This window comes from Helicobacter saguini (genome assembly GCF_000762875.2).
Classification (GTDB): Bacteria; Campylobacterota; Campylobacteria; order Campylobacterales; family Helicobacteraceae; genus Helicobacter_A; species Helicobacter_A saguini.
Map to the genome: position 1 here is coordinate 62,059 of NZ_JRMP02000011.1, position 23,860 is coordinate 85,918.

The 23,860-nt window shown below is 32.0% G+C and carries 17 protein-coding genes and 1 pseudogene; 11 read left to right on the forward strand and 7 right to left on the reverse strand.

The genetic code is table 11. The annotated features are described in order from the left end of the window. Positions 1 to 44: 44 nt before the first annotated feature. The 4 genes and pseudogenes from LS64_RS07710 (at position 45) to LS64_RS13280 (ending at position 5,626) form a co-directional block, all read left to right on the forward strand. On the forward strand, positions 45 to 1,760 hold the full coding sequence (locus LS64_RS07710; RefSeq protein WP_034572011.1) for a DUF262 domain-containing protein: 1,716 nt from the start codon (positions 45 to 47) through the stop codon (positions 1,758 to 1,760). A 2-nt stretch (positions 1,761 to 1,762) separates the two neighbouring features. Further along, a complete protein-coding gene (locus LS64_RS07715; protein WP_237416222.1) occupies positions 1,763 to 3,979 on the forward strand; it encodes a DUF262 domain-containing protein in 2,217 nt (738 codons plus the stop codon). Positions 3,980 to 4,138: 159 nt separating this feature from the next. Continuing rightward, positions 4,139 to 4,753, forward strand: a complete 615-nt coding sequence (locus LS64_RS07720) for a hypothetical protein (RefSeq protein WP_034572009.1) — start codon at positions 4,139 to 4,141, stop codon at positions 4,751 to 4,753. A gap of 22 nt (positions 4,754 to 4,775) precedes the next feature. After that, positions 4,776 to 5,626: pseudogene (locus LS64_RS13280) on the forward strand (DNA-methyltransferase). Positions 5,627 to 5,680: 54 nt separating this feature from the next. Here the strand turns inward: LS64_RS13280 and LS64_RS07730 are convergent. The 4 genes from LS64_RS07730 to pseH form a co-directional block, all read right to left on the reverse strand. Beyond that, positions 5,681 to 6,577 carry an alpha-2,3-sialyltransferase gene (locus tag LS64_RS07730; protein ID WP_034572005.1) on the reverse strand — a complete coding sequence of 299 codons (897 nt, stop codon included), beginning with the start codon at positions 6,575 to 6,577 and terminating at the stop codon, positions 5,681 to 5,683. A 72-nt stretch (positions 6,578 to 6,649) separates the two neighbouring features. Continuing rightward, positions 6,650 to 7,762, reverse strand: coding sequence for a glycosyltransferase family 2 protein (locus LS64_RS07735; RefSeq protein WP_160662230.1), 1,113 nt, complete (start codon positions 7,760 to 7,762; stop codon positions 6,650 to 6,652). Positions 7,763 to 7,813: 51 nt separating this feature from the next. After that, on the reverse strand, positions 7,814 to 8,788 hold the full coding sequence (locus tag LS64_RS07740) for a hypothetical protein (protein WP_138127299.1): 975 nt from the start codon (positions 8,786 to 8,788) through the stop codon (positions 7,814 to 7,816). A gap of 145 nt (positions 8,789 to 8,933) precedes the next feature. Continuing rightward, positions 8,934 to 10,790 (reverse strand): UDP-4-amino-4,6-dideoxy-N-acetyl-beta-L-altrosamine N-acetyltransferase, encoded by a 1,857-nt coding sequence (gene pseH, locus LS64_RS07745; RefSeq protein WP_052062708.1) that lies wholly within the window; start codon positions 10,788 to 10,790, stop codon positions 8,934 to 8,936. Between the two features lie 238 nt (positions 10,791 to 11,028). On the opposite strand from pseH, the gene LS64_RS07750 reads away from it, so the two are divergent. The 4 genes from LS64_RS07750 to LS64_RS07765 all read left to right on the forward strand — a co-directional run bounded on the left by LS64_RS07750 (position 11,029) and on the right by LS64_RS07765 (position 15,953). Continuing rightward, positions 11,029 to 12,420, forward strand: a complete 1,392-nt coding sequence (locus LS64_RS07750; RefSeq protein ID WP_034573788.1) for an SPFH domain-containing protein — start codon at positions 11,029 to 11,031, stop codon at positions 12,418 to 12,420. A 245-nt stretch (positions 12,421 to 12,665) separates the two neighbouring features. Continuing rightward, positions 12,666 to 14,174 (forward strand): SLC5/6 family protein, encoded by a 1,509-nt coding sequence (locus LS64_RS07755; protein WP_118949114.1) that lies wholly within the window; start codon positions 12,666 to 12,668, stop codon positions 14,172 to 14,174. Positions 14,175 to 14,311: 137 nt separating this feature from the next. Further along, a complete protein-coding gene (locus tag LS64_RS07760; RefSeq protein WP_034573785.1) occupies positions 14,312 to 15,349 on the forward strand; it encodes a rod shape-determining protein in 1,038 nt (345 codons plus the stop codon). A gap of 136 nt (positions 15,350 to 15,485) precedes the next feature. Beyond that, positions 15,486 to 15,953 carry an acyl-CoA thioesterase gene (locus tag LS64_RS07765; RefSeq protein ID WP_034573782.1) on the forward strand — a complete coding sequence of 156 codons (468 nt, stop codon included), beginning with the start codon at positions 15,486 to 15,488 and terminating at the stop codon, positions 15,951 to 15,953. Between the two features lie 39 nt (positions 15,954 to 15,992). On the opposite strand, the gene LS64_RS07770 is transcribed toward LS64_RS07765, so the two are convergent. Next, complete coding sequence (locus tag LS64_RS07770) at positions 15,993 to 17,015, reverse strand: tetratricopeptide repeat protein (protein ID WP_052062707.1); 1,023 nt, start codon at positions 17,013 to 17,015, stop codon at positions 15,993 to 15,995. Between the two features lie 394 nt (positions 17,016 to 17,409). Between LS64_RS07770 and LS64_RS13285 the strand changes: the two genes are divergently transcribed. The 3 genes from LS64_RS13285 to LS64_RS07785 all read left to right on the forward strand — a co-directional run bounded on the left by LS64_RS13285 (position 17,410) and on the right by LS64_RS07785 (position 21,741). Beyond that, positions 17,410 to 18,927, forward strand: a complete 1,518-nt coding sequence (locus LS64_RS13285; protein WP_034573779.1) for a histidine phosphatase family protein — start codon at positions 17,410 to 17,412, stop codon at positions 18,925 to 18,927. A 21-nt stretch (positions 18,928 to 18,948) separates the two neighbouring features. Beyond that, positions 18,949 to 19,545, forward strand: coding sequence for an AtpZ/AtpI family protein (locus LS64_RS13290; protein ID WP_237416221.1), 597 nt, complete (start codon positions 18,949 to 18,951; stop codon positions 19,543 to 19,545). A 339-nt stretch (positions 19,546 to 19,884) separates the two neighbouring features. Beyond that, on the forward strand, positions 19,885 to 21,741 hold the full coding sequence (locus LS64_RS07785) for a vWA domain-containing protein (RefSeq protein ID WP_160662228.1): 1,857 nt from the start codon (positions 19,885 to 19,887) through the stop codon (positions 21,739 to 21,741). A gap of 281 nt (positions 21,742 to 22,022) precedes the next feature. Here LS64_RS07785 and LS64_RS07790 read toward each other — a convergent pair whose 3' ends face one another. Together LS64_RS07790 and LS64_RS12445 are read right to left on the reverse strand one after the other, a co-directional pair. Beyond that, positions 22,023 to 22,475 carry a lysozyme inhibitor LprI family protein gene (locus LS64_RS07790; RefSeq protein WP_118949112.1) on the reverse strand — a complete coding sequence of 151 codons (453 nt, stop codon included), beginning with the start codon at positions 22,473 to 22,475 and terminating at the stop codon, positions 22,023 to 22,025. 210 nt (positions 22,476 to 22,685) lie between these two features. Next, positions 22,686 to 23,860, reverse strand: a 1,175-nt coding sequence (locus LS64_RS12445; RefSeq protein ID WP_161976972.1) for a lysozyme inhibitor LprI family protein, incomplete at its 5' end; no start/stop codon positions are given.

A 23,860-nucleotide genomic window follows, 5' to 3' on the forward strand; every position in this document is an offset into this window, starting at 1 on the left:
AAAAACTTTGTATAATCATAAATCTAGTTTATGGGGAAAATAAAATGAGTGATAATAAATTTGCAATAAAAGATTTAGAAAATTATAAGTTTGTTATACCAAGCTATCAGCGAGGCTATCGCTGGGGTGAGTATGAAGTAGATGCGTTATTAAATGATGTGCTAGATTATGTCATAAAATATGTAAAAGATTCTAAAAAAGATATAGAATCTAATAGCTTTTATTGTTTGCAGCCAATTGTGGTAAGAAAAGATGGTGATAAATATAATGTGATTGATGGGCAGCAAAGGCTTACTACGATTTTTTTAATATTAAAATATCTTTTGAATAAGAATTATTTTGAGATTTTCTACCAAACGCGTGGCAGTGACAGTAAAGAATTTTTGGAAAATATAGATAGAAATTTTAAAGAAGATTCTAAAAGAAATAAAAACATGGACTTTTATCACTTCTCTTTAGCATATCAAAATATAGTTGATTTTTTTAGTAATGAAAATATTGATAAAAAATTGTTTGAAAAAACATTATTAGAATCTTGCAAGGTGCTTTGGTATGAAATACAAGATAAAGAAAATGATGTGTTTATAAGGCTTAATATAGGCAAGATTCCACTACTACCAGCGGAAAATATTAAGGCATTATTTTTGGCTAAAAGCGAAAATATAGATTCTAAAAAATTAGATAAGAGAGCAGAATTTTGGTATAAGAGTGAAATTAAAGCGAGAGAAAAACAAGATTTTGTATATTCTACATTAAGCAAGATAGATTCTAAAGATATTATGACAGATTCTAATAATAGAGCTATTTTAAAAGATGATATTCAAAGGATAGAAGTTTATTTAAGGGCAATTTGTAATGAAAATCATTTATTTGATTATTTTTATAAAAGTTACAAAGAAGGTAATTTAAATGAAAGATGGAGCGAATTAGAAAATAGTATAAAAAATTTACAAAGCTTTGCAAGTGATAATCATAGGGAAAAAATCGATAGAGAAATTTTCCATTACTTAGGATTTTTAATATTAAGTGGTGAAAAAATTTATAATTTATATAATTTATGGTTGAAAAATAAAAGTAAAGAAAAATTTAAAAATGAATTATTTGAAAAAGTAAAAACAAAAATTTCAAAAAGCTTACATTTTATAGATAGCTTAAAATACAAAACAAACGATAGAGATTTAAAAAATATTCTTTTGCTTTTTAATCTAGAATATTTAAATTCACAAGAAGGCTCTAATGAATATTTTAAATTTAATCGTTTTCAGCTAGAGCAGTGGAGTTTGGAGCATATTTACGCACAAAATTCACAAAGCGTTAGCAAAGCTAAAAAAAATAAAAATTTACAAGAAATACAAGAATGGTTAAAAGAAGTGAAAACTTATATAGATTCACAAGATGATTTAATTAAGAGTATTGATAAAATTTTAAATTTAAAAGAATTTAAAAATGAAAAAGAAATAAACGAACTATTTAAAAAAATTGATGAAAATTTTGAAATTAATGAAAATTTGCATAAATTACAGAATCTAACTTTATTAGACAAAGCATCAAATGCTAAAATTGGCAATGATATTTTTAGTAAAAAACGAAAAGCAATACAAATACTAGATGAGCAAGATAAACTCATACCTATTGCTACTAAGAAAGTATTTGAAAAAATATGGTCTAGTAAAAAGGATAATCCAGATGTTTTTACAGATAGAGACCAAGAAGAGTATCTAAAAAAAATCAAAGAAGATTTACAAAAATACAAGGATTAAAAATGGATAGAATGAATTTAAAAATGCTATTAAAAGAATATGAAATAGAAATACCAAGATTACAAAGGGATTACGCTCAAGGTAGAATTTCACAAGTTGATTTGGCAAATAGCTTTTTAGATTCTATATTTCAAGCTTTAGAATCTAAAAATAAAAAATTGCATATTGATTTTATCTATGGATATGAAGAAGATTCTAAATTTATATTAATTGATGGGCAACAAAGAGTAACTACGCTCTGGCTTTTGCATTTTTATTTGTATAGATTTGCAAATAGACTAGATGAGATTTTAGAATTATTGCAAAGATTTTCATATAGCACTAGGGATAGTTCAGCTAATTTTTGTGAAAATTTGTTAAATGAAGAATTTGGTTTAGATAAAGAGCCTAGTAAAAGCATTATAGATATGGGCAGCACGTTTGAATTGGAGGAAAATTTAAGAAGCGACCCTACAATAAAAGCAATGCTAAATATGCTTGATTTAATATATAAACGAATTAAGAATAAAGATTCTAATAAGCTTATAGATAATTTAGAAAATATTACTTTTGATATATTTGATATGAAAAGTTTTGGCTTAGGTGAAGAGCTTTATATAAAAATGAATGCAAGAGGAAAACAGCTAAGTGATTATGAGAATCTAAAGGCATTTATGGAAAAAAATATAAATATAAAGAAAAATAATCAGCTTTTAGTAGATATAGACACGAAATGGAGTGATTACTTTTTTGATTCTAAAAATAAAAGTGCTAAGGAAAATGCAAAAATGTTTGATACTCGTGGAAAAAATTTTTTACATTATGCAAACTTATTTTTTAAATTAGAATCTAATGAAAAAATAGAGAATATGAAAACTCAAATAGAAAGCATAAATCATAATGTAAATGAATATTACGCACCACTCCAAAATATAGAGAATCTCAAATGGCTTGATAGAGTAATAGAATTTTTCTTGCTTTTTAATAATTATAAAACAGATATTAATTTAAATTTAAGAGATTCTAGTTTTTTTGATTTTATTTTAAATTATAAAAATATATGCTATTTCTTCTCAATTTTGTCTTATTTACAATATAGAGAAATAAATAGCATAGATTCTAAAAATCTAAATGATTATTTACGTGTAAGCAGACATTTTATAGAAAATCATTTATTAGATGACGCAAATTCACATATACCAAAATTTGTTGAATTATTTAAACAATTAAGTAAAGAAAATGATGTTTATAAATTTTTAAGTGAGAATCCTACATATGCTTTTCATAAAAATATATATGAATTAGAATCTAGAAAAGCAAAATTAATTTTAAAATCCCGTGAAAATAATGATAAATACGAAGAGATTCTAAACAAAACAAGTGATAATCCTTATCTAATCGGCTGGATAGATTTTTTACTTGATTTTAGTGATTTTGAATTTGAGTATAAAAAATATAATTCTAAAAAGAATAAAGAAAAATATGAGAATCCAAATTTAGAAAAATTTACACAATATGCAAATTTAACAATGCAAATTATTGACTTTTGCAAAGAAAAAGAAAATGACAAAAATAATTTAAGTTTGTTTCACAGAAGCTTTTTAAGTATAGGAAATTATGGTTTTTATGCTACAAATTTCTTTTATGGAAATAATTTTAGCTCAACAATTTTTAGGGATAGAGAAGCGTATAATTGGATATTTAGTGGCGTTAAAAATAAGACTAGATTGCCTTATTTTAAGAGTTTGTTAGATAAATTATTAGAATCTAAAAAAGATTCCATCAAAGATAAATTGCAAGAAGTAATTAATAATGTAGATTTAGAATCTAGGGAGTGGTGGGAGCAATTGCTTATAAAACAAAAAGAATTGTTTAAGTTTTTGAATCATAATGGAAACACATTTCAACGATACAGCAGGATAAGATTTAATGAAAAAGTAGAATTATTACCCAAAACAAAAAGTATAAAAGATGTAAGAGATGTTTTAGACTTTGGCTTTTATTGCTATTGCAAAAATAAAGGCTTTAATGTAGAACCAAAAGAATATGAAAGCCCAGAAGAGCAACGTGGTAATTTGTATTTACCTTTAAAATCCCACTTTACACTAAACAATAAACAAGTCATTTGCAATAGTATGGAATCTTATATAGAAATTGAAGAGAAAAAACTCCCAATAAATCTTAAAAAAGGAAATAATATTTTTGATGAGTTTGATAGAATATTAAAAGAGGTATTATGATTTTTTATAAAATTTATAAAGACGTAGATAGGTTATGAATTGTAATTATTGTTTTGAAAGTTGGTGATTTAGTCTTATTATATGAAATTGATAAAAAAGGATTTAAAATGAACAATAAATACAACACCGTTATTTATAAAAACTCATTTTATTTTTCAAATGCTAGTTTTTAAGCAAGATTATGAAGCAAATACGATAAATCTTATAAAAACTTTGCTTTTAAATTTGCAAAATGATATTAATATAAAGGGTTGTAAAAAAGAAATTTTTATAGATTTTATACAAAATAATGAATTTGGCTTAGAATCTTTGCTTGTGCTAAATGGCATTACAAATGAAAATCTTAAAAGAATCATTACTATCGCAAGAATTGTGCAAGATAAAGAATTATCAAAACTTTTATATTTGCAAGAATGGGACAAAGATAATGGAAATAGCGATATAAAAGAATGGGGTGATAAGAAAATAAAAAGCTTAATAAAAACTAATAAAGCCTTTGCAAGTGGGCTAATAAATCTTTTCTTTCAAGGCTCAAGTAATCCTTTTTTAGCCAAGACCTTGCCACTTTTTGAGCTTAATAAGCTTAATTTAGAAAAGATTAATTTTAATCAAAATGCAATGATAGATTCTCTAATTCGCTATCGCCAAAAAGGTAGCTATAGTGGAGCAATGGAAAATAATCCTGAATCCTGCATAAAGCAGATTCTAAACACTCTTAATATTTCTTTTGAAAGCGGCGATTTACCCCTTTTAAGCACAAATGACAAAATTTAAAAGATATTTTTAAGGTGTAAATATGAAAGATTTAAGTTTTAATCAAAATCTACCTATAAATGAAATTTTGCAAGGCGATTGCTTAGATTTATTTAAAAAGATTCCAAGTAATAGCATTGATTGTGTGTTTGCTGACCCACCCTTTAATCTTAAGAAAAAATATAATTCATACAAGGATAAATTAGCCACACAAGAATATTTAGAATGGTGTAAAGAGTGGATAAATGAATGTGTGCGTGTGCTAAAACTTTGCAACCAGCACATTATGGAATCTTATTTTATTCAAAAGGAGATATTAAAAATAGATTCAAAGAAATTCGCCATCCGCACAAAAGAGATAGAAAAGGCGTTTTAATGAAAGATTATGGTGGCAAAAAGCATCTTTTACATCCATTTGGTCCGCTTTGCTCTGATGTGTGGAGTGATATTTTTAGAGTAAGACACGCTAAAAATAGAGATGAGCATCCTTGTCAATTGCCCTTGCATTTATTAGAACGTATTATTTTGATGAGTAGCGAAGCTACTCAAATTATACTAGACCCATTTATGGGCACAGGCACGACAGCTCTTGCGGCTAAAAGACTTGGTAGAAATTATATGGGCTTTGAAAAAGATTCTAAATATGTAGAAATTGTAAGGAAAAAGCTAGAAAATGAAAATTTTATATCTAAAATTGATAATTTTTATGTGAGCTTTCATTTAAATGAAATTATTACTTTAAGGGAGTGCGATTGGCAAGATTTAAAAGAATCTTTTGTGATACCAAAAAATATAAAAGAAATTGATACACAAAAAATACGACTAAAAAATAAAAATAATATGGTTAAAGAAAGAGAAATTTCGCTTTTTGATGAATTAAGATTTGCTACGTAAAATCTTCGATTTGCTGTAGATATTTTATATAAGGTTTAAATCTTTAACTTAAATCTATTTTTTAGCTTTAATATATCTGCGTATATCTTTTGGTAAAGTGAATAAATCTTTAAAGATTCTATAATAAAGATTATTTTTTAGTGTCGACTTATATTGTTTTTTCTTTTGATTTTCTAAGCCTTTTTTACCAAAAAAGTAAGTATTATAAAATTCTTTTGGTGGCAAAATTATATTTTTTGTGTAATTTTGTGGTTTAGATTCTAAGATAAACTTAGAATCAACAATTGGTGCTAGTGGTATATACTCACTTATAGGACTATTTGGACAGAGTGAATAGAATTTAACATCATAGTTATCCATCAAAAACAATAAGGCTTGTAAATCAAAATTTTTTGTATGACATTTTGTATCTTGAATATTTGGTGAAATTTGCATTAAATTTTTATCTTGTATAGGAAAAGCATATGAGTGAACTCCTAACTTATAAAAATCGATACCTGCTATATAAATCTCCTTATACCCCCTAGAAATAGCAATAGCACAAAAATCAATACCACTTGTAGGTCGATTGCCAAAATATAAATTATTAAAGTTGCAAAAATTATAGAATCTTCTTAACTTGCTTAAAATTTCATAACCAATCGTTACGCTAGGATATATACTCCTAAATGTTTCTATATTATCAAAATATTCACTTGGTGAAAGACCAACACAAATCATTTCTTCCCATTCATATTCATTATTTTGTAACAAGATATTAGCAGTATAGTATTGCTCACAAATTGTATATGGAATGCTGTTGATAGCTTTTAATGTTTTACCCAAATAATATTTGTCTTCAAAATAAAATTGCGAACAGCGAAATACATCATAATTTTCTGGCATTCTTTTGTAATCTATTTCTTTTAAACTTGGAGCATTTCCTGCGACTATAGCTACTTTATCTTGCATAATTTTCCTTTTTTTTGGAATAAATGCTTTGTAATATTAAGTAGCATTAAGAAATATTGCAATAAGATAGGGCTATCTACCCCCCCCCCCCCCCATTTGTGATACTTGATTTAACACATTCATACTTTCATTAAAAGATTGCATTAAATCAATCTTGTTTGTTACTAGCTGCTTTCTTTTTAATTTAGATTCTAACTTTGTGTAAATATCTTTGTAGATTCTATATTTTAGTTTTATATGTTGTGGTGAAGTATCAAAATCTTTTAAATTAGCTTCAAATAATATGTGGTAAGATTGCATTTTTTGTAATATATTTTGCATTTTATTATAGAATCTAGAATCTAAAAGTGCATTAAACATCATAATACCAAAAGATTCTAACTCAAAAATTCCTTTATAAGTATTAAACGCACGCACCAAAAATGTATCATATTTTCTATCATAAAACTCCCACATATCAATGTAGAAATCTACACCTGTAACAAGCTGACTAACCTTATCAAGGCTCTGCCATATTCCTTTATCATGCACACGATACACAGATACGATACGTGGCACATACTGCATTTTACCTTCGTGTAAATGCACCATATTTCTAAAGCTATCACCGCGAAATGATACTTCGCTACTGCTAGTTTTTAGCTCAAGCATTTGCTTTGGCATATTTTTACCAAAGATAGCATTTCTAAAAAATGTAGCCGAAGTATGCCCCATAATCGCTCCAGATTCTAAAAAATTATTAAAATCATAACTTTTTGGCTCATTACAACTAATATATGCAACATCATTTTCCACACCATTAATGTTAGTTCGCACATTTGTATTAAAGGCAAAAGTGCTAAAGCTAGGATTAGATTCTAAAAAATCAATTGCCTCTTCAATCATATTAGAATCTATCCAAAAATCATCAGGGTCAAGCACACAAAAATATTTAGTATCAAGTGCGATATACGCACGTAAAATGTTTTTATAAAGCTTTTGATTGACTTTAGATTCTAAAATCTCGATATTTTTATGTGTTTTTTGGTAGCTTTTTACAATCTCTAAGCCATTATCACTTGAATTATCATCGCACACTACAATCTTATATTTATACTTTGTATTTTGCATAAATATAGAATCTAGGCTCAAAGCGACATGCTTTTCTTGATTAAACAATGGAATGATAATGGTTAAAATATACAAACTTATGCCTTTTAATTTTCTAAGGTAGATTCTATAGGATGATTGTTAAGATTAATATTCTATCCTAATCCATATATTCATATTTTCTAAAATTTTGTAAGCTATGGATAAAAAATTATCACTAAGCTCACTAATATTTTGCAAATCTTGCTTTGCTATCATAGTTTTATTTATATTTGTGATTTTTATTTGCACATTTATGTTTGGCGTTGTAGCAATTTTTATTAAGGCACTTAGTAAATTTCTATAGTTAGTATCAGCTCTGCTTTTATGGTTTGGAGCAGATTTTGTATTTAAATCTTTTAAAACACCATAATACCCTTGCAAAAATGCCTTGTAATCCTCAAATAAAATATCATCATTTTTTGTCAAATAATCTTTATCATTCATAGAATTTTCATCATTTGCGATACGTTGTTCTCGTTTGTAAAGGTCAAAAAGCACTTCATTTAAACTCACACTATTAATATTAAACTCAATGCTATCGATTTCAAAGAGCATACTATCACCATTTTTTGAGCTTTCATAAGATTTATTAATCGCATCAATGCTATTTTTTGCCTTTGCTAATGCTGGGTCAAAATGCTTAACAATGATTTTAAAATCAATCTTATAAATATTAGAATCAAGCTTACAAAATGTGCTTTCATTGAATGTTTTTGTTTTTTTATCGAGCTTTTGCAAGGTAGTTTTATCCTCACAGCTTACATTTTGTGGCAACAAACTAGATAGATTATAACCTTCAAAAATAAAGTTACTCCTATCAATTTTATGATTTTGGATAATGTCTAAATCCCCATTTTTAGAGGAAATATTAAAAGTAGATTCACTAGCAAATATGCCATTTACTATCTCATTTCGCCCAGCCTTGCAAGTAATTTCATTATTTTTTTCCTTGCAAGTAAAGTTAGGCTCTACATAATTTCTATCAGTAAAGATTAAAAAGGCGCTAAATAATTCGTTGTAATACTGCTTTTGTGCATTTTTAGAATCTTCGCTTTTTTTAAAGCCATCTTTAGCGTTCACACTAAGCAAAAACGAAAAAAGAAAAAAAATAATAAAGATTTTACGCATTAAATAACTCGCTTACCTTACTGATACTATTTAAAATGATATGCAAATTATATATTTTTTTTCTTTAAATATAGTTTAAAATTATGTGAGTTAAAGGCTATAAAATCTTTATCAAGTTGTTTTTTAGCTCATACACAAAAACATCTTGAAATTCATTGTCAATTTTCACATAATTACTAAGTCTCCCACACATTTTAAAGCCCATTTTTTCGTATAATTTTATAGCCCTAATATTTTTTTCAAAAACTTCTAAAAATAGCATTTTTAAGTTATATTCATTAAAAGTTATAAATTTTATAACTTCTATTAATTTTTCGCCATAGCTTATAGAATCTATATTCTTAAAATTATAAGATTCTAAGAGTGGATTTTTATAAATCCCTAAATATGCGTGTTTATGCTTAAGATTAATACGCGTAAGGCTTACTACACCGATGTCTAAATACCCATTGTGCGACAAACTCGTATTAATTTCGCTTTTTTCTTGCACCAAAAAATACTTGCTATTTTCTTCATGTCGCAAAGATTCTATAAAATCAAAATGCGTTTTCGCACTAATATGCGCACTGCCATACATACTTTTAGAAACGAAAGGATGATTGCGATATTGCAAAACACGCAAAGATTCACTAGCACTTAGATTACAAAAATTAATCGCTTGTAATTTAATAGTATTAAAAGTTCTAGATTCTGTAACTTTTATAGAATCTAATTTTGTATTTAAGTTAATTTTAAAGTTTTTTTCTTTTTTATTATGTGTCAGATTTAAACTTGAATTAATCGCACACATACAAAGAATACTAGCAAAATCACGCACTTTTGTGCCGATATTTATAGAATCTTTTTTTATTTTTTTAGTAATTTTAATATCATTTTTACTAAAATCTATTTTTATTTCCTTAACTAAACCCTGTGCTTGCAATATTTCAATTTGTTTATTTTGATTATTTGCTAGATTCAGGGCAAAAACGCTCTTGCACACGCTCAAAGCTTCAAAAATAATGCCCCCACCAGAGACGATACAAGCCTTAGATTCTGCCATAAGTTTGGCTAACTTTTCTTGTTTAATATTATGAAAAATATAACTTTTTTGCGTGTTTTGTGAATTAGATTCTGTATTATTTTGGATGTTAGAATCTTGCAAAAGTTTGCCCTTATAATTCGCCCCAAGCACCACGCACACGCTAAAATTAAACTCATTTAAACGAGTTAAAATCACATTGCTAATATCACGTTTATCTTCACCACCCAAACACACAAAAAAATCATATTTTTTCTTAATTCTTTTAGAATCTAGAAAGCATTTATTAAGCAAGGCATATTGCAAACCAGAAAAGATTTGCGTAGATTCTAAACCTTGCAAATTATAGAATCCATTTGGATTTAAAATATAAAAATTTGGAATATTTTGCTTAAAAAGTTCTAAATATAGCCCATCATCATCTAATAAACATACAATCTTGCAACACTTAAAACACTCAAATAAAAACCCCTTAAATTCATTTAAATGATACGAATCAATAATGCAAATATCACATTCAATTAGACTTTTATGTGTAATATTTTCCCACTGCAACGCCAAAGGATAAAAATATTTGAAAGTAGATTCTATAACTTTTTTATTATTAAAATTCGTAATATTAGAATTTATATTTTTATTAAAATTTATTATAGATTCTGTAACTTTTGTACTATTAGAATCTTCTAAAATATGTAAATGTTTAGAATCTGTTGAAGTTTTATACTCTTTAGAATCTTTATAAAAATCCTGCGAATTTAACGTGTTAGAATCTTGCATTTGCGTATTAATAAAGCCCATAAAATCCGCATTTCCACGTACAAAAAAATCAACTTCATACCCCATTTCTAAAAACACAGCACTTAAATTAAAGCACCTAGCCACATGCCCTAGCCCTAAACCTTGCAAATTCTCCGTTAAGATTCTAATTTTCATTAACACTCTTTTGTTTAAAATCATAAATATTGATTCTAACATAGTTTTGATTTCAATCACAATTAATTTAGGTCACTACCTAATTTAAATATGCTTTTTAAACTTTGAAAAACTTTGCAAATCATTTACATCAACCAGATTTAAGGCTAGATTCTAAAAACCATTTTTAAAAACGTGTGAAAACTTTAAATTTTATGATATAATCATTGCTTTAAAAAATAAAAAAGGCAAGGAACAAATGGCGATTATTTCAAGCATTATTATCATTTTAGTAGCAATTATACTCGCTTTAATTGCGGCGTGTGCGCTATTTTTCCGCCGCGTTGTCGCTACAAATGAGGTGCATATTATCCAGTCGGCTAAACACACGATTTCCTATGGCAAGGACACGGGAAATGGGAATACTTATTATGAATGGCCATCTTGGATTCCCATTTTTGGCGTGACGAAAATCACTCTGCCTGTCTCTGTTTTTGACATTAATCTTAATAGTTACGAGGCGTATGACAAGGGGCGTGTGCCTTTTATTGTCGATATTACCGCGTTTTTCCGCATTAAAGATTCTAATGTCGCGGCACAACGCGTGGCAAATTTTGAGGAGCTAATCGAGCAGTTGCGCGCTATCATTCAAGGCTCGGTGCGAACGATTTTGGCAAGCCATGAAATCGAGGATATTATGCACTCGCGTAGCACTTTTGGCGATAGTTTCACTAAAGAAGTCAAGGAACAGCTGGCAAACTGGGGCGTTGAAACCGTTAAAAACTTGGAGCTTATGGACATTCGCGATAGCAAAGATTCTAATGTCATTCGCAATATTATGGAGAAAAAGAAAAGTTTGGTTGAAATGCAAAGTCGAATCGAGGTCGCCGAAAACCTAAAAAACGCCGAAATCGCCGAAATCAACGCCAAACAAGCCACGCAAATCGAAGAGCAAAACGCAAAGCAAGTCGTAGGACTAAAAACCGTGGAAGCCCAAAGAGAAGTCGATATAAGCAGCCAAAAGGCAAACCAGCTCATAAAAGAGCAAGAAAAAATCACCAAAGAAAAGGAAATGGAGGTAGTCAAAGTCGCGGATACAAAACGCGCTGAAATCACCAAAGATGTGAATATACTGAAGGCTGAAGAGAGCAAAAAGACCGCAATAATCAATGCTGAGGGTGAAAAAGAAAAAGAAATCCTGCACGCTGACGCACTTTTGGAGAGCAAAAAACGCGAGGCAGCCGCCCTTTTGGAAGTGAAAGCCAAAGAAGCCGAAGGAATCAAACTAGAGGGCGAGGCAAAAGCAGCAAGCGAAAAACTAATGCAAATGGCGCCCGTTGAAGCCCAAATAAGCCTAGCCAAAGAAATCGGCGAAAACGAGGGCTATCAAACCTACCTAATCTCAATCCGCCAAATCGAAGCCCAGCAAGCAATCGGCATAGAGCAGGCAAAGGCACTTGATAAGGCAGACATCAAAATCATCGCAAATGCGGGCAGTGGCAAGGTTGGCGAGGGGCTTAAAAGCGTGAGCGATATATTTAGCGCAAATGGTGGCACGCAGATTAGCTCGATGTTAGAATCTATCGCTCAAAGCGAAGTAGGACGCGACTTGCTAAATAAATTTACAAAGGGGAAAAGCCCAACGCCTTGAGCTTTTGTGAAATTAGATTCTATAAACCACAAACTAAAAACTAATCTTTAATCTTAAATAGTTCAAGTCTCGTGTGTTAAACTAAATTTATCATCTAGCTAGATTTACATCTATAAAAAATCCACAATCTAATTCTTAAAAAGTAACATCTTGTGAATAAATTTAGATTCTATATTAAAAAGTGTTGAATTAGCAATTTAATATCTTATAATGAATTTGATTAAGCTAGATTTAAAGGCGTGGAAATGAGAGTAGATTCTAATCATCATCTTTTTGATAGTATTGAAAATATTACAAATGAAAAAAGCACACAAAATGTAGATTCTAACCTGCAAGAGCAAAGTCAAACGCAGAATCTACAAACGCAAAATAAAAAGCTTCCAAACGCACACAACATAGAATCTAAGCAAGATATAGAATCTACACAAAATATAGAATCTAAAGCCGACATTGCCTTTGATAGACGATGGATTCTAGCCCTTTTTGGCACGGCACTGGGCGCTGGGATTTTATTCTTACCTATTGCAGCGGGGCGTGGGGGCTTTTGGCCTGTTGTCATTATGACGCTTATTGCCTTTCCTATGGCTTTTTTGTCTCATCGTGCGTTTTCGCGTTTCACACTTGGGGTGCGACATCCTGATAGCGATATTACCCACGCAGCTGAAGAATACTGGGGACGTAGGGCTAGCTTCGTGCTAACTATCCTTTATTTTTTCGTGATTTACCCTGTCGTTTTAGCCTATGGCGTGGGCATTACAAACACTTTTGGCAATTTTTTAATCTATCAGCTTGATATAAAATCATTCTACATCATAGAATCTAGCGGCGAAAAGGCGTTATTACCGCACGTGCGGCTAATTTTAGCATTTATATTAGTATCCGCGATGATGGCAATTATGCTGTTGAAAGAAGAGTGGGTAACGCGCGTTTGCACCGCTTTGGTATATCCCTTGTGCTTCGTGCTTATGGGCTTTTCGCTTTATCTTATAGGCTTTTGGAAGCTAGATTCTATAAACTATGTCCCAGACGCGAAAGATTTTTTAATCATCGTGTATTTGGCACTTCCTGTGATTGTATTTTCCTTTGATTTTTCGCCTGTCGTATCCACTTTTAGCGTTAGTGTGAAGCGGCGATATGCGGCGCGCGGCGATTCTTTTGTGGATAAAAAGGCTAGTTCCATAATTTTTAAGACGACTTTAATGCTGCTAATTTTTACGATGTTTTTCACATTTTCTTGCATTTTGTGCTTAGATTCTAAAGATTTTGCTTTAGCTCGTGAGGCTAACATTCCCATTTTATCGTATTTTGCAAATACTTTTGCTAGTGATAAAAACGCTCTTAGCTACTATATTTTCTCTTATGCTGCTCCACTTGTGGCTTTCTTAGCGATTATTACATCATTTTTTGGGCATTATTTTGGCGCTTATGAAGGGCTTACAGGCATTATCCGCAAAGGCTCTAAGATGATGGGCATTGACCCAAATATGCGTAAAATCCATATTTTCAACACGATTTTTCTCTACATTACAATCATTTTTGCTTCTTATTTTAACCCTAGCATTTTAGATTTTATTGAGAATTTAAGCGGTCCAATTATTGCCATTATGCTACTTTTAATGCCTATTTATGCCATTTATAGTGTCGCCGCTTTGAAACATTATCAAAATAAATTGCTTGATTTATTTGTCTTTATCGTAGGACTTATCACGGTTTCTTGCATTATTTATAATTCTTACATTAACATTTTTGGATGAACTTAGAATCTAAATTTTAAAAAGATTCTATCGTATTATTTAATTTTTATAACTTTAAGATAGAATCTAAATTTTATTTCGCTAAGCAAGACAAATTATAGAATCTAGATTCTAAAAACAAAATAAGGAGATTTTAAGTGTTTTTTAATAAAATTGTAGGTTGGTTTTCGCACGACATCGCCATAGATTTGGGCACTGCAAACACGATTGTGATGATAAAAGGACATGAGATTCTAATAAATGAGCCATCCATAGTCGCCGTCAAGGTCGATAAATACCGCGATGGTGAGATTTTGGCGGTGGGCAAAGAGGCAAAAGAAATGCTAGGCAAGACGCCTGATAACATCCGCGCAATCCGCCCCTTGCGAGATGGCGTCATAGCCGACTTTGAAATCACCGAAAAAATGATACGATATTTTATCGAAAAGGCGCACAAACGCAAGACTTTCGTGCGACCGCGAATAATGGTGTGCGTGCCTTACGGGCTAACATCTGTAGAGCGAAAGGCGGTAAAAGAATCAGCGATGAGTGCTGGAGCGCGCGAAGTCTTTTTGATAGAAGAGCCTTTGGCTGCGGCAATCGGGGCAGGGCTACCTATACAAGAGCCGCAGGGAAGCTTGGTCGTGGATATAGGCGGTGGCACGACTGAAATAGGCGTTTTATCGCTTGGCGGTTTGGTCATTTCAAAGTCCATTCGCGTGGCTGGGGACAAGCTAGATAGCGCGATTATGGATTATGTGCGAAAGAAATTTAACCTATTAATCGGCGATAGGACGGCTGAAGAAATAAAAATAGAAATCGGCTGTGCAGTGCCACTTGAGACGCCTTTAATAAAGCTAGTGAAAGGGCGCGACCAAGTTAGCGGACTTTTAAACTCAATCGAATTGACGAGCGAGGACATAAGGGAAGCCATCAAAGACCAAATCAAAGAAATGGGCAACGCGCTGCACGGCGTCCTGCAGGAAGTTCCGCCAGATTTAGCAGGCGATATTGTGGAAAATGGTATCGTGCTAACCGGCGGGGGCGCGCTAATTCGCAATCTTGATAGATACTTTAGCGATATAGTGAAACTGCCCGTGTATGTGGGCGATGAGCCACTACTAGCGGTTGCCAAAGGCACAGGGAAAGCGATGGAAGATATGGATATGCTAGAGCGCATCGCTGCGAGGAGTTAGGGCTTTAAATTCTATAAACCATTCAAATGTTACAAAAAGTTTTTATTTTCTTGCAAAAGTGCGTTAAATACAACAAATGCTAATCATTCTAACAAATATCCATTATAATTACCTTATTTCAAAAAAGGGAGAAATTATGGATTATGTTTTTGATAATAAGTCTTTGACAATGTCGATTTTGGCGACTCCTGCGGTGGTGAATTTTAGCGGCGTTATGCATGGGGGCGATTTGTTAAAGCTGCTAGACCAAGTGGCGTATGCGTGTGCAACGCGATATTGTGGCAATCCTGTCGTAACACTTAGCGTGGATAGAGTGCTGTTTCGCAGTCCCATTAAAATCGGGAATTTGGTGCATTTTTTGGCGTCTGTGAATTACACGGGCAATACGAGCGTGGAGGTCGGCATAAAAGTCGTAGCAGAGGACATTGCGCGGCGTTGCGTTACGCACTGCACGACAAGCTATCTAACGATGGTTTCGCTAGATTCTAATGGCAAACCAACGCAAGTCCCGCCATTAGTGCCTATCACAGATGATGAAAAAAGACGTTTTGAGGCAGGGAAACTGCGCCGCGAAGCAAGTAAGAAAAACGCAAGGAAAAGATAGCATATAAAAAACAACATTAATAATTTGCGTTAGCTAAGATTATTTAAATTTACTTTGTTTATTTGCAAGTTTTGAGAGGTAGGTGCAGGCGTTTGTGTTGCCTAGAATGCAGCCTTTGTTGTAAAATTGCATTGCATCACTTATATCTTGCTTTGCATCATTTGTTAAGCCTCGTTCATACATTATGCCTAGATTTAAACAGGCTTCTGGGTAGTCATTATCACAAGATTGATTGAAAAAATAAACTGCTTGTGCGTAGTCAGCGGCAGTTTTGGCGTAGTTATAACGCAGCACGCCAAGGTTAAAACACGCCACGCTATCGCCCATCGTGCAGCTTTTGTTGTAGTAATTTTGGGCTTGAGAAAGATTGACATTTTGCTGTCCGTTTTTATCCTCTAAATTATCGGTGTAAATTAGCCCTAGATTTTGGCAGGCTTCCTTATTTCCAGCCTTGCAAGATTGCGCGTAAAGCTCCATCGTGCGTGAATTTTGCTCTTGTTGTGCCTGCTGCTCTTGCTTATCTTTTGCCCTTTGCTCCCTTGTGGAATACTGATAAAACGCCAAGTTGTTACACGCGTCATAATTCCCACCATTGCACGATTTTGTATAAAACGCCATCATTTGATAATACATCTCTTCTTTAATGCGTTTTCGCTCCTTGCTTGATAGCCTTTTGTCCTGCTCGAGGTTTGCTATCATTTGCCCTAGCAAGATTCCAGCACTTAGACAGGCGATAAAATTATTATTTTCCTCGCAAAGCCTTGCAAAAATAGGCATAGCACCCTCTAAATCGCCCCTTTTATATCGTGCGTAAGCGGCGTCATAATCGGCATTTAAGTCATATTGAGACGCGCCACCCTTGCCGCTGTATGCGTTACCGCCGTAGCCTTTATTTCCGTAGCTTCCATAGTTTGAGCCATAACCGCCGTAACTGCTACCGCTGTAGCCCCCACGATAGTTGTAACCCGGTGCGTAGCTTTGCTGGTAAGATTGATAAGGATTTGCTACTATGTAGCCAAAAAATAATGCTAAAAGTGCAAAAACCTTGCTTGTAATTCTCATTTTATCCCCTTTGTGATAGAATCTAGATTCTAAAAATTAGAATTTTTTTGCGATTTTGTTATATAAATTTCTAAAATATTTTTCTTTTATCAATTCCCACCCAACCACCCTTAAGGTTTAGAAAAATATTTATAGAATCTAGATTCTATAAATCGTTATTTTTCCTTGATTTTTATGTGAAATTATATTAATATTTTAGTTTTTTTAGATAATTTTAAGCAAAAAATGTGTCAATTATGTTGATTTTATAGAAAATTCTATTTTAAAAGATATAAAATTTGGACTCTAAAAACACTACAACATTTTACGATGTTTCTAGACTTTCATATATCAAGCCATAGAAATCTTTAGGGATTATGTATTGTTTTATTGATGCTCATAATAAGGAAAAAGTATGCACTCGATTTTTAGTGATTTTGTGGATAGTGCGGCACTGCTGCGTGCGATACAAGCAAAGGGCGGGGCTAGGAATGCAAAGATGATTTTGCGGCATAGCTTGCGTGATAAGATTCCAAAGGGGAGTATGGGTGAGAGTGTGCTTTTGACGCGAGAAGGGGAGCGGCTAGCGGAGCATTTTGGGCGGCATTTTAGCTTTGAGATTTCGCGCATTCATACAAGTGTAATCGGGCGGTGCGTGCAAACAGCAGAGATTTTTGCTAAAAATTATATGGCGGCTCGCGGCTTCAGCAGCGAAGATTCTATCAAAGTGATTAGTGAAAAGAAGTTTAGGGAAAGTAAAAATGTGGAATCTGCTTTGAAAGATTCTAAGATAGATTCTAAAAATATGGAATCTAAAATGCAAGATTCTATGTTACAAGATTCTAAAACTTTTACAGAATCTAAAGGGCTAGATTCTAAAAAAGATTCTAATTTTATGGAATCTAAGTCGCAAAATGTGGATTATAAAAAAGATTCTATGTTACAAGATTCTAAATTTATGGAATCTAGTTTGCAAGATTCTAAGGATTTTTTGGAATCTAAAGGGCTAGATTCTAAAAAGGATTCTAAAGATTCTAGCCTATCGCCCACCCACCACCCTTTTAAAAATCAAGATTCTAAAAAAGTGGAAAATTTGAAATCTAAGTCGCAAGATTCGAGTAAAGATTCTAAAAGCTTTATGGAATCTAAGAATGTGGATTCTGTGGATTCTAAAAACAATAAAGATTCTAAGAATAAAAAAGTGGATGTTTCGCATTCGCTCAACATGACGGATAGCAAGGATTTTATAGAATCTAAGTCGCAAGATTCTAAGTTGCAAATTATCAAAACGCATATTTTGAGTGATTCGTATATCGATGATATGAAGGCGGCGAAATGGCTGTTTGCAAAGCATTCGCCTTACTACATTATGCAGGAGTTTTTGCGTGGGAGTAAGCTTTCTGGGATGAAGGACAAGGAAGCGGCGATGCGGATTTTGTTTGAGTATATTTTCGCTGATGCGGCGGAAGCTAAGTCGCAAGATTCTAAGGATTTTATGGAATCTAGCTTTAAAGATTCTAACATAGATTCTAAACTTGCAAAAAATATAGAATCTAATTTGCAAGATTCTATCCTAACGCCCACCCACCGCCCTGCTAATAAAAAAGATTCTAACCTAACGCCCACGAATCCTACTACGCAACAAAACGCCGATAATTTGGAGATTTTTGTAACGCATGATACTTTTTTGATAGCGATTATTTGCTATATTTTTGGCATTGTGCCGCTAAATCCGGCGGTAGAATCTGGCGAATTTAGCGCGAATTTAGAGCAAAGAAATATCGATAATACCGGCTTTGCGTATATGAAAAATGGTAAGCTGGAGCAATTTACTTGGCCCTTTATGCTGGAGGGCGCGTTTCTTTACTATGAAAATAATCGAATTTACTGCATTTTTCGCGGGGAAGTCGGCAGTGTGGAGTTTAAATTTTAAGGGCTTTTTAAAGGAGTGAAAATGAAAGATTCTAAAATAGATTCTATGGAATCTAAGTTACAAAATGTGGTATCTAGTTTGAAAGATTCTAAAGATTTTAAGAATATAGAATCTAATTCGCAAGATTTTATGGAATCTAAAAGAGCTGATTTTGCTGTGGATTCTAAAATAGATTCTAATTTTATGGAATCTAAGTTGCAAGATTCTAAAAACCTATCACCCACCCACCACCCTACTTTGAATGAAATGCCTACCCACCGCCCTTTTAAAGAAAAAGATTCTAAAGAAACGCCCACAAATTCCGCTTTTGAAAAACAAGATTCTAAAGAAAATACAGAATCTAAACACATTTTAGAGGGCAAGATGAAGCCTGTGATAAAGGGCGCGAATGATTTATCGCTTGGCATTTCAATGGTTGTGGCAGTGCTTTTAGGCTGGGGCTTAGGCTATTTGCTTTATATGTGGCTTGGGTATTACTGGCTTATTTGGGTTGGGCTAGGATATGGCTTTGCGGCGGCATTTTTGAATGTGTATAAGGCATACAAACGCCTACACAAAGAGCTAGAATCAATAAAAGATGATGAGAAATATAAATATATGGAGGAAAAGGCACACTAGATTCTATTCGTGTTAGATTCTTAATATGTGAAATTTGTGCTAGATTTTAAATTTTGAAATCTTTTGGAGCTAGATTCTAAAACGCAAAAGCCGCAGTTGCAAGATTAAATTTATCTATTCCTGCTCAACCAACCTTTTAAGTCTTTCAACTATGACTTTTGTTAACAACGTTAAAACATAGAATCTAGATTCTATAAATTCACTTTTAAGATTCTAAAATCTTTATTTTTGCTTCGCAAATTGCCTATCGTTCGCTCATCGCCCTTTTAGTAAATTGAGTAAAATACGTAATTTTAGGCTATAATGTTAGAATCTTTTAAGGAAAGTTTAAGGCTAGAAATGAAGTTTTTGCGTATTTTTTTATTTATATTTTGTGTATTTTTTATTTCTTGTGATATAAAATCTATTAAAGATTCTACAAATACAGAATCTAAAGACACCGCAAGACAAGATTCTATAAATAAGCAAGATTCTATACAAGAACAAGATTCTAAAAACAACCAAGATTCTACAAAAAAACAAGATTCTATAAACGAGCAATATTCCATAAATAAGCCACAAGAAGAACAAAATGAAGAGTCAAATCAAAATATAACCTACCATAAACGCGAATTTAAAAATTACGATAGAAGCAGCAACATACAATATGAGATGATGGATACTGCTAGAATCCCCACTACTCAATATCAAAGTGGCGCGATAAACAACACACAAAGCATAAATAACACGCAAAGCATAAACAACATAAGCAGTATGGATGATTTCAACACAAACTCATTTTATAGCATAAATGAGAATGGATGGAAGTACGCTAAAACTTCGCCGCTTTCGACATTTTCAAGCGATGTGGATACCGCTTCTTACGCCTTTGTGCGTAAAATGTTAGAATCTAACAAGCTGCCTAGAAAAGATATGGTAAGGACTGAAGAGCTAATCAATAGCTTTAACTACCACTACACGCCCCCGCCGCAAAATAGCAAGGACGCCTTAAGCATTACAACGACTTTTGGCACGCCATTTTGGGCGAAAAATCATCGCTTTATAAAAATCGGTTTGCAAGCAAAAGACATCGATATGAAAAATCGCAAAAATGCAAATCTTGTCTTTCTAATCGATACATCTGGCTCTATGGATGCGCCTAATAAACTGCCGCTTGTGGTGAAATCCTTGCGGCTTTTGGTGGATAATCTGGGTAAAAATGACAAGGTTTCTATCGTTACTTATGCTGGTGATAGTAAAATCGCTCTTGAACCTACAAATGATAAAAAAAAGATACTTGACGCGTTAGATAAACTTTATGCTGGGGGCGCGACTTATGGCAGCGGCGGGATAAATATGGCTTATGATATGGCGGAGAAAAACTTTATAGATGGTGGGTATAATCGCGTGATTTTGGCTACTGATGGCGATTTTAATGTCGGGGTGACAAGTGATGATGAGCTAGTGAATCTAATCGAGCAAAAGGCAAAAAGTGGCGTGTATCTAAGCGTTCTAGGCTTTGGCTATGGCAATTATAAGGATGATAGACTAGAAATACTTAGCAATAAAGGCAATGGAAACTACGCATATATCGATAATCTTTTGGAAGCAAAAAGGCATTTAGTAGAGCAAATCGGCGCGACACTTTTTGCGGTGGCAAAGGATGTGAAAATACAAGTGGAATTTAATCCATTAAAAGTGAAGCAATATCGCCTTGTAGGCTATGAAAATCGCTTGATGAATAATGAAGATTTTAATAATGATAAAAAAGATGCAGGTGAGATGGGTGCTGGGCATAGTGTGACGGCGATTTATGAGATTATCCCTGCTTTAGATTCTACTTTTGATTCTGGGGAAGATTCTAAAGGCTTGGTTGATTCACTAAAATATACAAAAAATGTCCTAACAGATGATTTTAATAACGAGTGGGCTACGATAAAAGTGCGATACAAAGAGCCAGAAAATAAGGCAAGTAGCAATGAGAAATCTAGGCTAATCCAAGCGGTGGTGAAAGATAGCGACTATAAACGCAATCTAGATTCTAACACGCGTTTTGCCTTAAGTGTGGCGTCCTTTGGAATGCTCTTGCGTGATAGCGAGTATAAGGGCGATACAAGCTACCAAAAGATTTTGGAATATAGCAAGGGCAGCATTGATGATGACTACCGCGCCGAATTTATAGGACTTGTCTCAAAGGCATCTCGCCTATCGAAATAATGTTTTAGAATCTAGATTCTATAAAATATTTTTTGTCATCAAATAATTGTATTTCATTTTAATTTCTTCTAATACTTGTTGTTTGAATTTCTCTTCGCTTAAAGTCCTGTATTTCAACATATATCTCCTATTTTTTATAAAACGCTAAGATTTTTTATCTGCAAAGATTTGTGCATCAAGTGCATAAGTTTCTTTGAGATGCTTAGGAAGCTCAAACAAGTTTGTAAAGTCTTGTTTTCGTTGCATAATTTCTTTTGCTTCTTTAGTGGTATCAATAGAAATTAAATGATTTTTAAAAACAAATATTTTCTTGTATAGCTAATATTTATTCTATCATCTAGGCTATACCCCGCAATAAAGCTTCTTATCCTTTTTATATAGCTTTCTTTAAGGCAGATTTTTATTTCTTTATCATTTGTTTTACTAGCACATTTATTTCTAAGATTCAACCATTCAATTTGAGAATCTTTTAAGATTCTAAGATATGGTTTTATTTGATTTTGTGTATTTTTATTCATATAAGCTAAGTCATATTTTCCCATAATTATATTAAAGACTTCATTCATATCAGAATCTAGATTCTGTAATTCTCCACTTTCATCAGCACAAATAATCTTTTCTATTTTTGTAGTAGCTCTAATACAAGGGAAACTTGGCTTAGGAGAAACATTAGATTCTATAGATTCTGCATAGATTATATTTAGAAATAAACATATTATTATAAAATGTTTCATAATATTTCCTAAACTTTAAAAATACTTACTTTGACAAATTCTAGCATATTATAATCTAAGATACTAAATCTTAAGTATGCAATTATTTTTTTGTAATTAGCCATTGCACTATCATAATATAGCTTTTTTTCACTGCCTTCTACTTCTTTAATAAACTTAATTATGTTGCTAAAAAAATTGCTATCGTTTCTTTCTATAAGGCTCATTTTGCTACTTCTTTATTAATCCAAAGTTTTTAAAATATTCTTGTTTTATCTTGTGATTTATGCTCTCAAATTGCTTAAAGTATATACTAGCATTTTCTCTTATATATGCGTTATTATTCCATGCTTTTTCTAATTTATCTTCACTAGCTTCAAATGCAATACTTTCATAATCAAGAATACTTGGTAATCTACATATAAGTTTAGAGCTAAAAACTTGTTTATTATCTTGTATTGTGTTAGTAAAATAATACACACGAAAGAAAAATTTATCAGCGATAATAAGATATTCTTCATATTCTTTTTTTCCTAATTCTAAACCGACTTTCATACTAGCACTAGGAGCAAATGACATAATCCTCATATCAATATCATCTTCATCCATAAACACAAGTGTATCAAGGCTAAGGGCTAATAATTCTTGGCTATCTTTCGTGTTTATTGTAGGGAGTGCATTTTGAGCAATTTCCTTTTGTATATCATCATATTTTGTCTTATCTGCATTGATAAATACACAATATCCCTTATTTCTTTTAAGTGCATTGCAAGCTACTAAGTCATCTCTATTCATCACAGGAGAAATATTATAAATATATTCTACATTTAGCGTATCTTTAAAATCACTTTGTGATATTTTGCTTTGGTAATTTTTATTAGGTTGATTGATAAAAGGCGTGTAATTTGATAGATTTTTCGCAAGCAATGACATTTTATCTTTGTTTAAAGTAATTTTATTGCTTTGTATTCGTGGCATTGTAGAATCTATATAGTCGTAAAATTTTTTAGATGACAGCTCATTTTGTATAGAGGAGTCTTTTTCGAGATTAAAAGCACTAGGTATGCCTATACCATTTAGACTATAATTATCTACATAGTCTTTACAATGAGTATTAAGATTCACTAACAATCCTTCTTTTATATCATACCCCGCAATAAAGCTGCTTATCCTTTTTATATAGCTTTCTTTAAGGCAGATTTTTATTTCTTTATCATTTGTTTTACTAGCACATTTATTTCTAAGATTCAACCATTCAATGTGAGAATCTTTTAAGATTCTAAGATATGGTTTTATTTTATTTTGTGTATTTTTATTCATATAAGCTAAGTCATATTTTCCCATAATTATATTAAAGACTTCATTCATATCAGAATCTAGATTCTGTAATTCTCCACTTTCATCAG